Source organism: Ruegeria sp. AH12, assembly GCF_056541465.1.
The window spans coordinates 784,815-793,541 of sequence record NZ_JBQFYL010000001.1 but is presented as its reverse complement, the minus strand read 5'-3'; the positions used below and the strand labels follow the sequence as shown (position 1 = coordinate 793,541).

The window sequence follows — 8,727 nt, the reverse complement described above, 5'->3', positions numbered from 1 at the left end:
TGCCGCCGCCGTCACCCGAGCCACCGCCCGAGCTGGAACCACCGCCGGTGCCGCCGCCGTCACCCGAGCCACCGCCCGAGCTGGAACCACCGCCGGTGCCGCCGCCGTCACCCGAGCCACCGCCCGAGCTGGAACCACCCCCAGATCCGCCACCGGTCTCATCAGCGGGGCCGTCACCCGTACGCTGAGGATTTGTAATCGACGCCGTGGGGAAGTCAGTCAGAACTGCTGCGAAAGCCGGGCAGGTTTGCAGTGTGCGGGATAGAATGTCTTCGAAATCAGTCCGACGCTGAATGTATCGCAGCATTCGGGAGTCCACGACCTTACAAGCGCAAAGGGTTTCTGTTGAAACCGATTGCTTTGCAGTACGGATCGTGCACGTCCCGTCCGAAAAGGTTGGGCCTGCTGCAAGAAAAGACGCAGATGCAGATGCAAAAACTAGGGAAAACAAACGGGATTTAATGCGCATAGCGCCACTCCTCAAAACTCATTACCAACTGCGTCGATCTTATGCACCAATCAAAACGTGCGTTGTATGAACGACGTCACACTTTGGCCCAGAATACACCTTTGTTAGGCCGAATTTACAAGGGGGACTCGTGTTGAAAGATTCATTCTTAACTTTACTTAAAGTTGATTGACCATGAAAAACAGGGGCTAAACCTGACCTTAGGTCAAATCAGCCCCAATTCATCATTTTTGCGATGGATGAAAAAATGTCACACTCGTGTCATTGTTTCTGATTTTGAAACCCTGATTTCGCCACAATTTAGGCCGATTTCGCCATCCGTTTACGCTCGTGCGGGTCCAGATATCGTTTACGCAGGCGCACAACGCTGGGTGTAACTTCGACCAGTTCGTCGTCATCGATATAGGCGATCGCCTCTTCCAATGAGAATTGAACATGCGGTGTTAGGCGCACAGCATCATCCGAGCCGCTGGCGCGAACGTTGGTCAGCTTTTTGCCTTTCAACGGGTTCACTTCCAGATCGTTGTCACGCGAATGCTCACCGATCACCATGCCCTGATAAACCTCGGCCTGTGGGCCTACGAACATGCGGCCACGTTCTTCGAGGTTCCACAGCGCATAGGCGACGGCCTGACCTTTCTCCATCGAGATCAGAACGCCTGCGCGGCGACCAGGAATTTGGCCCTTATGTGGGGCCCAGTCATGGAACACGCGGTTCAGAACGCCTGTGCCGCGCGTGTCGGTTAGGAACTCTCCGTGATAGCCGATCAACCCGCGCGAGGGGACATGGGCGATGATACGGGTCTTGCCAGCGCCTGCCGGGCGCATCTCGACCAGTTCACCTTTGCGGGCGCCGGTGATCTTTTCGATGACCGAGCCGGAGTATTCGTCATCCACGTCAATCGTGACTTCTTCGACCGGCTCCAGGCGCTGACCATCTTCCTCACGGAACAGAACCTGCGGGCGCGAGATGCTGAGTTCGAACCCTTCGCGGCGCATGTTTTCGATCAAAACGCCCATCTGCAATTCACCACGGCCTGCAACCTCGAAGGCTTCTCCGCCCGGAGTGTCGGTGATGCGAATGGCCACGTTCGATTCGGCTTCTTTCATCAGGCGGTCTCGGATGACGCGCGATTGGACTTTTTTGCCGTCACGACCGGCCAGAGGCGAGTCGTTGATGCCGAAGGTCACGGTGATGGTCGGCGGGTCGATGGGTTGGGCGGGCAGGGCGTCTTCAACCTGCGGCGCGACCAACGAGTCCGCGACGGTGGCTTTGCTCATCCCGGCGATGGTGACGATGTCACCAGCTTCGGCTACATCAATCGGTTGCTGCGCCAGACCGCGGAAGGCCAGAATCTTGGAGGCGCGGAAATTCTCGATCAGTGTTCCATCGCGGCTAAGCGCCTTCAGGCTGTCGCCCGCTTTAAGTGTCCCGCTTTCCACACGACCGGTCAGAATGCGGCCAATAAAGGGATCGCTGCCCAGCGTGGTGGCCAGCATGCGGAAAGGTTCGTCTTTCTTTTCGGCCTGCTTTGGGGCGGGGACGTGATCGACGATCAGGTCGAACAGTGCGGTCAGATCCTTGCGCGGTCCGTCCAGCTCCATATCGGCCCAGCCGGACCGGCCCGAGGCATACATGGACGGGAAATCCAATTGATCATCATCCGCGCCGAGGTTGGCGAAGAGGTCGAAACACTCATCCAGCGCGCGGTCGGGTTCGGCGTCGGGCTTGTCGACCTTGTTCAGCACCACAATCGGCCGCAGGCCCAAGGCCAGTGCCTTGGAGGTGACGAACTTGGTCTGCGGCATCGGGCCTTCGGCGGCATCGACCAGCAGGACAACACCGTCAACCATGCTGAGGATCCGCTCGACCTCGCCCCCGAAATCGGCGTGGCCGGGGGTGTCGACGATATTGATGCGCGTACCTTTCCATTCGACCGAAGTCGCCTTGGCCAGAATGGTAATGCCGCGTTCGCGTTCCAGATCGTTGCTGTCCATGGCACGTTCGGCCACGGCCTGGTTTTCCCGGAACGCACCGGATTGTTTGAGCAGCTCATCCACCAGCGTTGTCTTGCCGTGGTCCACGTGAGCGATGATTGCGATATTGCGCAGGTCCATGAGAGGTCAGCCTTTGAACGGGAAGTTGCCGCGCGCATAACGCGGCGCGGCAAAATATACCAGCCCTAACCGGCGTTCAGTGGCCTGCGGTCTTCGAAAACAGGTGAATGATCAAAATCCCGGCCAGAATCAACGACAGACCAAGGATCGCCCAGATGTCCAGTTTCTGCCCAAAGACCAAAAAGCCGATAATGGCGATGAAGAAGATGCCAAGGCCCGACCAGATGGCATAAACAATGCCCACAGGCATGTACTTCAGTGTCAGCCCCAACAAGTAGAATGCAAGCCCGTAGCTGATCACGACCAGTACCGATGGCCAAAACCGTGTGAATTGCTGACTGGCCTGCAATGCCGTTGTCCCAACCGTTTCTGCAAAAACCGCGATCAACAGGATCAGGTAGGCTTTAGGCATTGTCATAACCTTAATCTTGCATGGACCAGGCGAGCTTGAGCACGGAATCAGGCTGGCAGGCAAGGGGATTCAGGCAAGCCGGTCATGGCGCTAGCTATGAGGTCGGGTATACCTGACTTTAGGTAAACACGTGATCGTGTAACATCCGCGCCGTTGTTGGTGTTTTGTTACCGAGTGTATTTTATGACTTTATTTGCAAAAACTGTGATTCTTGCCGCGTTTCTTATTGTAGCGCTTGGGTGGCTTGCTGGCGGGGGGTCCGTCGACACTGATGCAGCCAGTATGGTTCAAAAGTTGGATGGTAGCGTGATTTGAGCGCCGATCTGATCCGGTAGGGGGAAAAGGGGCCTTTGGGCTCCTTTTTTCCGTTATGTGTCAGGCGTCCACTGTGACTTGAGTTTGGAAATACGCGGCTAGCTGAGGCTGCAACCAGAGCCATAGGGCAGGTGCGCCAGTCTCAATTGCAGGCCTAACCCGCATTTCGATTTGCTCATAGGTCACATCATAGTCGACCCAAGATCCACCACCAGTTTCAAGATTGGCGATGGGCGTTTGGAAGCGGTCAACCGCTTTGGCAAATACCGCATCCGCTGTTTCAGCCGCTTCGAACTCATGCCACAGATCAGAAAATTCGGCGTTCTGCGTTGCGGGCAACAGGCCGAACAGCCGCTGCGCGGCAGCCTCTTCCTTTGCGGCCTGTGCCGCGTAATCCACGTGACCGTGAATGGGGTGATCTCCGGCATCGACTTCTACGATGTCATGCAGCAAAAGCATACGCAGCACCCGCGCGACCGAAATATCGGTTTCGGCATGTTCCGACAGCACCCAGGCATAGAGCATGATGTGCCAGGAATGCTCGGCTGAGTTTTCGAACCTGTCCGATGTCATGAGATGTGAGGCGCGCGAAACGGTTTTCAGTTGGTCGGCCTCGGTCAGAAACGGAAGCCGTGCAGTAAAGGCGTTTGTGTCTGGGGTTGCCCCCGTCAACAGGGCCTTTGCAAGATCAAAGGCCAAAGGAAAAGCTTGTGCCAGATAGGCGACGCGCCCGCCATTCATATTGTCCTTTGCAATCTCAATATGTGCCGCCTGAGGCCGATCTGCGCAGAGCACCTGAAACAGCGGCTGGCAGCGGTCCAGTATCTTGGCAAAGCGGGCATCTGCTGTCTGATCGCGTTCAAATTCCTGCCATAGCGCCTGAAACTCTTGTGCCTGATCGGGCGGCAATAGGCCAAAGAGTTGTGACGCCGCCCGTTCTTCGGCCTCCGCCACCGCCTGCCAGTCGGTATCCAGATGGATAGGATGGTCGCCTACGATGATCTCAACCAGATCATGCAGCAGCAGCATCCGGATGACCCGGTCAATCGATACATCAAGCGCAGCCAGAGGCGCCATAACCAAAGCCCAAAGCGCCAGATGCCAGCTGTGTTCGGCTGAGTTTTCGGGGCGCGACTGATCCAGCAGAAAATTGGCGCGTTCTACCGTTTTCAACCTGTCGGCCTGTTTCAGAAACGCGATTTGAGCCGACAGTCGATCCGTCATTGTTTTTCGATGGCTTTCACTTTGGATCGGTGGGTGCTGAGACGTTTGATGACAAAGGCGCGGGCCTTGCGTTCGGCCAGACGCACGCGGATTTCCGTCAGAAACGCCTCTTCCAGCGATTGAGAGGCCGCACCAAGCACTTCGCCAACTTCAACAAAGAACCGGTCATCGCCGGTTTCATCCATAACCTTCATTGTATCCTCGGCCAGCTTGGCCGCGAGGGAGGTGATGGTGTCAGACATCAGCGTGTGTTCTCGGTCAGGCGGCGTTTCACATAGTCGCTGACATCGGTGATCAGCGTGTCCATGTGGCGATCCTGGAAAAAGTGATCGGCGCCTTCAACCTCGGTATGGGTGATGGTAATGCCCTTTTGCTCGTGCAGTTTGTTCACCAGCGATGTAGTGTCAGCCGGCGGTGCCACACGGTCAGACGATCCGTTTATGATCAGACCGGACGACGGGCAGGGTGCCAGGAACGAGAAGTCATACATATTCGCCGGGGGCGACACGCTGATGAAGCCCGTGATCTCGGGGCGACGCATCAGCAGCTGCATCCCGATCCATGCGCCAAACGAGAACCCTGCCACCCAGCAGTGTTTCGAGTTGTTGTTCATCGACTGCAGGTAATCCAGTGCCGATGCCGCATCGCTGAGCTCACCGACGCCCTGATCGTATTCACCCTGGCTGCGACCTACGCCGCGGAAGTTAAAGCGCAACACGGTAAAACCCATGTTGTAGAACGCGTAATGCAGGTTATAAACGACCTTGTTGTTCATGGTCCCGCCGAACTGTGGATGCGGGTGCAGCACGATGGCGATCGGAGCGTCTTTTTCCTTTTGCGGGTGGTAACGGCCTTCCAGGCGGCCTTCGGGTCCGGGAAAAATCACCTCGGGCATGTGTGCTTTGGTCCTGTCTTTTTCTTCTTCGAGCCCGGATATACTTGACGATAATCGTCGGGCACCTTAGAACGGTTCTAATAAATAGCGGCACGTATTGTCGCTGCCCGTCGGAGATACGCACTGGCGGCGGCGGCGTCAATGATTTCGCGAGTATCTTGCCATAAGGGAATACCAATGAAGCTGTCGACGAAGGGCCGTTATGCCATGGTTGCGCTGGCCGACATCGCGCTACAGCCCTCGGATCGGTTGGTCACGCTGGGTGAGATATCGGAACGTCAGGACATTTCTCTGCCCTATCTTGAGCAGTTATTCGTCAAACTGCGCCGGGCTGAACTTGTGGCATCTGTTCGAGGGCCCGGTGGTGGCTATCGTTTGGCGCGGCCCGCATCGGAAATTCGTGTCGTCGAGGTTCTGTCCGCCGTTGATGAAACGGTGGATGCGTTGTCCAAAGGGGCAGGGGCGTCCGGTGCATCTTCGGGCAGCCGCGCTCAATCCCTGACCAATCGTCTTTGGGAAAGCATGAGCGCGCATGTCTATGTGTTCCTGCATCAGACCCGCTTGTCAGATGTGATCAAGAACGATCTCGCCCCATGTCCTGCTGTGCCCAGCCTGTTTGCTCTTGTTGATGAATAGAGCTTCGATCCTCAGTTGCCCGTTTAGTGTCTGACAAAAGATGTATCCATGACTCGCGTCTATCTCGATCATAACGCCACCACCCCTTTGCGCCCTGAGGCTCGGGACGCGATGATTGCGGCGATGGAGGTCTGCGGGAACCCGTCATCGGTGCACGCCGAAGGCCGCACAGCCAAAGCGTTGATCGAACGTGCAAGGGCGCAGATCGCCACCGCATTTGGGGCCGATGGGGCGGATATCGTATTTACCTCAGGCTCGACCGAAGGCGCTGCGTTGGCGCTAGTTGGTCGGGGACTACACGGGGCAGCAATCGAGCATGATGCCGTAAGGTCTTGGATCACAGAAGATGTTCCGGTTCAAGAAACGGGTCTTGTTGATCTACCCGATCCAGCCAACGCAACGCTTCAGCTGGCCAATTCCGAAACGGGTATTGTTCAGACTCTTCCTTCGGGACTGGCCGTGACGGATGCCACGCAGGCCTTTGGAAAGCTGCCAGTGGCTTTTAACTGGATGGATGTTCAGATGGCGTTGATCTCAGCGCATAAACTGGGCGGGCCCAAGGGTGTTGGTGCTGTTGTCATGAAGCGCGGCACTGATCTTGCAGCCCAGATCAAAGGTGGCGGGCAAGAGATGGGACGGCGTTCGGGCACGGAAAATGTCATTGGAATAGCAGGGTTCGGGGCTGCAGCTGAAGCTTCAGCACGTGATCTGGCCAATGGTGTTTGGGAGCAGATTGAAGAATTTAGAAATATTCTAGAAAATGCTCTTGAGGCCGGAAATAAATCACCTATTTTTGTCGGGAAAGGTCAGAAGCGCCTGCCAAACACACTGTGTTTCGCCTCACCCGGTTGGAAAGGTGAAACCCAGGTCATGCAGATGGATTTGTCGGGTTTTGCGATCAGCGCGGGCTCGGCCTGTTCCAGCGGCAAGGTGCGCGCCAGTGCTGTGCTGACGGCGATGGGATATGACGAGGTAACAGCAGCCAGCGCAATCCGCGTTTCGCTGGGTCCTCGGACCACAAATGAAGATGTGCTGCGGTTTGCTGAAACGTGGCTGGATAAAGAGAAAAAGCATCGCGCGCGCGCCGCGTGATCTGATGGAGAGGAAGCAATGGCCGCTTTGGACCAGACCCAGGTGAAAGAAGGTGTCGATCAGGAAACCGTGGATGCGGTGCGCGAGGTCAGCACATATAAATACGGCTGGGATACAGATATCGAGATGGAATACGCGCCCAAAGGCGTGAACCCAGATATCGTGCGGCTTATCTCAGAAAAAAACGAAGAACCCGAATGGATGACCGAATGGCGTCTGTCGGCCTTCGAGCGTTGGACCAAGATGGACGAGCCGAAATGGGCCATGGTCAACTATCCTGAGATCGACTTTCAGGACCAGTACTATTATGCCCGTCCGAAATCGATGGAGGAAAAACCCAAGTCGCTCGATGAGGTCGACCCCAAACTGCTGGCCACCTACGAAAAGCTGGGTATCCCGCTGAAAGAACAGATGATTCTGGCGGGCGTTGAAGGCGCTGAAAACGCGCCGGCCGAGGGGCGCAAAGTTGCTGTTGACGCGGTGTTTGACTCCGTCTCGGTTGGGACAACCTTTCAGAAAGAGCTGAAGGCTGCGGGCGTCATATTCTGTTCGATTTCCGAGGCGATCAAAGAACATCCTGAGTTGGTCAGAAAATATCTGGGCACCGTTGTTCCGGTCTCGGATAACTTTTATGCCACGTTGAACTCAGCCGTGTTCTCGGATGGCTCGTTCGTCTACATCCCGCCGGGCGTCCGCTGCCCGATGGAGTTGAGCACCTATTTCCGCATCAACGCCGAAAACACCGGTCAGTTCGAACGCACCCTGATCATTGCCGATAAAGGCAGCTATGTCAGCTACTTGGAGGGCTGTACAGCACCTCAGCGCGACACCGCGCAGCTGCACGCCGCCGTAGTCGAGATCATCGTCGAAGAAGACGCAGAGGTGAAGTATTCGACCGTTCAGAACTGGTTCCCCGGAGACGAGAACGGTAAAGGTGGTATCTATAACTTTGTGACCAAGCGCGCCGATTGCCGTGGGGATCGCTCCAAGGTGATGTGGACACAGGTGGAAACCGGCTCGGCCGTCACTTGGAAATACCCGTCCTGCATTTTGCGCGGTGAGGAAAGCCAAGGTGAGTTCTACTCGATTGCGATTGCAAACAACTATCAGCAGGCCGACACCGGCACCAAGATGGTTCACCTGGGCAAGAACACCAAATCGCGCATTGTCTCCAAAGGCATCAGCGCGGGTAAGGCACAGAACACCTATCGTGGCCTTGTCTCGATGCACCCGAAGGCCAAGGACAGCCGCAACTACACCCAGTGTGACAGCTTGCTGATTGGCGACAAATGCGGGGCGCATACGGTTCCGTATATCGAGGTCAAGAACAACTCCAGCCGTGTGGAACACGAGGCGACAACCTCGAAGGTCGACGATGATCAGCTGTTCTACTGTCGCCAGCGGGGCATGGACGAGGAAGAGGCTGTGGCCCTTGTGGTCAACGGCTTCTGCAAAGACGTCCTGCAAGCGCTGCCGATGGAGTTTGCGATGGAAGCCCAGCAATTGGTGGCCATCAGCCTCGAAGGATCAGTGGGTTAATCCCGACTTTCTCCGAATTCAAAAATT

General features: G+C 56.2%; 8 protein-coding genes and 1 pseudogene. 3 read left to right on the top strand and 6 right to left on the bottom strand.

Translation table 11 applies throughout. The features are described from left to right. From ACR0EL_RS04035 to ACR0EL_RS04010, 6 genes and pseudogenes are all read right to left on the bottom strand, one after another. A pseudogene (locus tag ACR0EL_RS04035) lies at positions 1-307 on the bottom strand (hypothetical protein); the annotation flags it as partial. Between the two features lie 462 nt (positions 308-769). After that, positions 770-2,587 (bottom strand): translational GTPase TypA, encoded by a 1,818-nt coding sequence (typA, locus tag ACR0EL_RS04030; RefSeq protein ID WP_480498383.1) that lies wholly within the window; start codon positions 2,585-2,587, stop codon positions 770-772. Positions 2,588-2,663: 76 nt separating this feature from the next. After that, the gene (locus ACR0EL_RS04025) at positions 2,664-2,999 is read right to left on the bottom strand and encodes a DMT family transporter (protein ID WP_480498381.1); all 336 of its coding nucleotides are present in this window, start codon (positions 2,997-2,999) and stop codon (positions 2,664-2,666) included. A 375-nt stretch (positions 3,000-3,374) separates the two neighbouring features. Beyond that, positions 3,375-4,538 carry an HD domain-containing protein gene (locus tag ACR0EL_RS04020; protein WP_480498379.1) on the bottom strand — a complete coding sequence of 388 codons (1,164 nt, stop codon included), beginning with the start codon at positions 4,536-4,538 and terminating at the stop codon, positions 3,375-3,377. Continuing rightward, positions 4,535-4,780 (bottom strand): hypothetical protein, encoded by a 246-nt coding sequence (locus tag ACR0EL_RS04015; protein ID WP_353007675.1) that lies wholly within the window; start codon positions 4,778-4,780, stop codon positions 4,535-4,537. Before ACR0EL_RS04015 ends, ACR0EL_RS04020 begins: the two co-directional genes overlap by 4 nt. Continuing rightward, positions 4,780-5,433 (bottom strand): alpha/beta hydrolase, encoded by a 654-nt coding sequence (locus tag ACR0EL_RS04010; RefSeq protein WP_170536610.1) that lies wholly within the window; start codon positions 5,431-5,433, stop codon positions 4,780-4,782. Before ACR0EL_RS04010 ends, ACR0EL_RS04015 begins: the two co-directional genes overlap by 1 nt. Before the next feature lie 177 nt (positions 5,434-5,610). Here ACR0EL_RS04010 and iscR point away from each other — a divergent pair, with 177 nt between their 5' ends. Genes iscR through sufB form a run of 3 tightly spaced genes read left to right on the top strand, consistent with a single transcriptional unit; the run spans position 5,611 to position 8,700 of the window. Beyond that, positions 5,611-6,069 carry a Fe-S cluster assembly transcriptional regulator IscR gene (gene iscR, locus ACR0EL_RS04005; protein ID WP_480498376.1) on the top strand — a complete coding sequence of 153 codons (459 nt, stop codon included), beginning with the start codon at positions 5,611-5,613 and terminating at the stop codon, positions 6,067-6,069. Positions 6,070-6,117: 48 nt separating this feature from the next. Then, complete coding sequence (locus tag ACR0EL_RS04000) at positions 6,118-7,161, top strand: cysteine desulfurase family protein (protein ID WP_480498374.1); 1,044 nt, start codon at positions 6,118-6,120, stop codon at positions 7,159-7,161. Positions 7,162-7,179: 18 nt separating this feature from the next. Continuing rightward, on the top strand, positions 7,180-8,700 hold the full coding sequence (gene sufB / locus ACR0EL_RS03995; RefSeq protein ID WP_480498372.1) for a Fe-S cluster assembly protein SufB: 1,521 nt from the start codon (positions 7,180-7,182) through the stop codon (positions 8,698-8,700). The last annotated feature ends 27 nt before the right edge of the window (positions 8,701-8,727 follow it).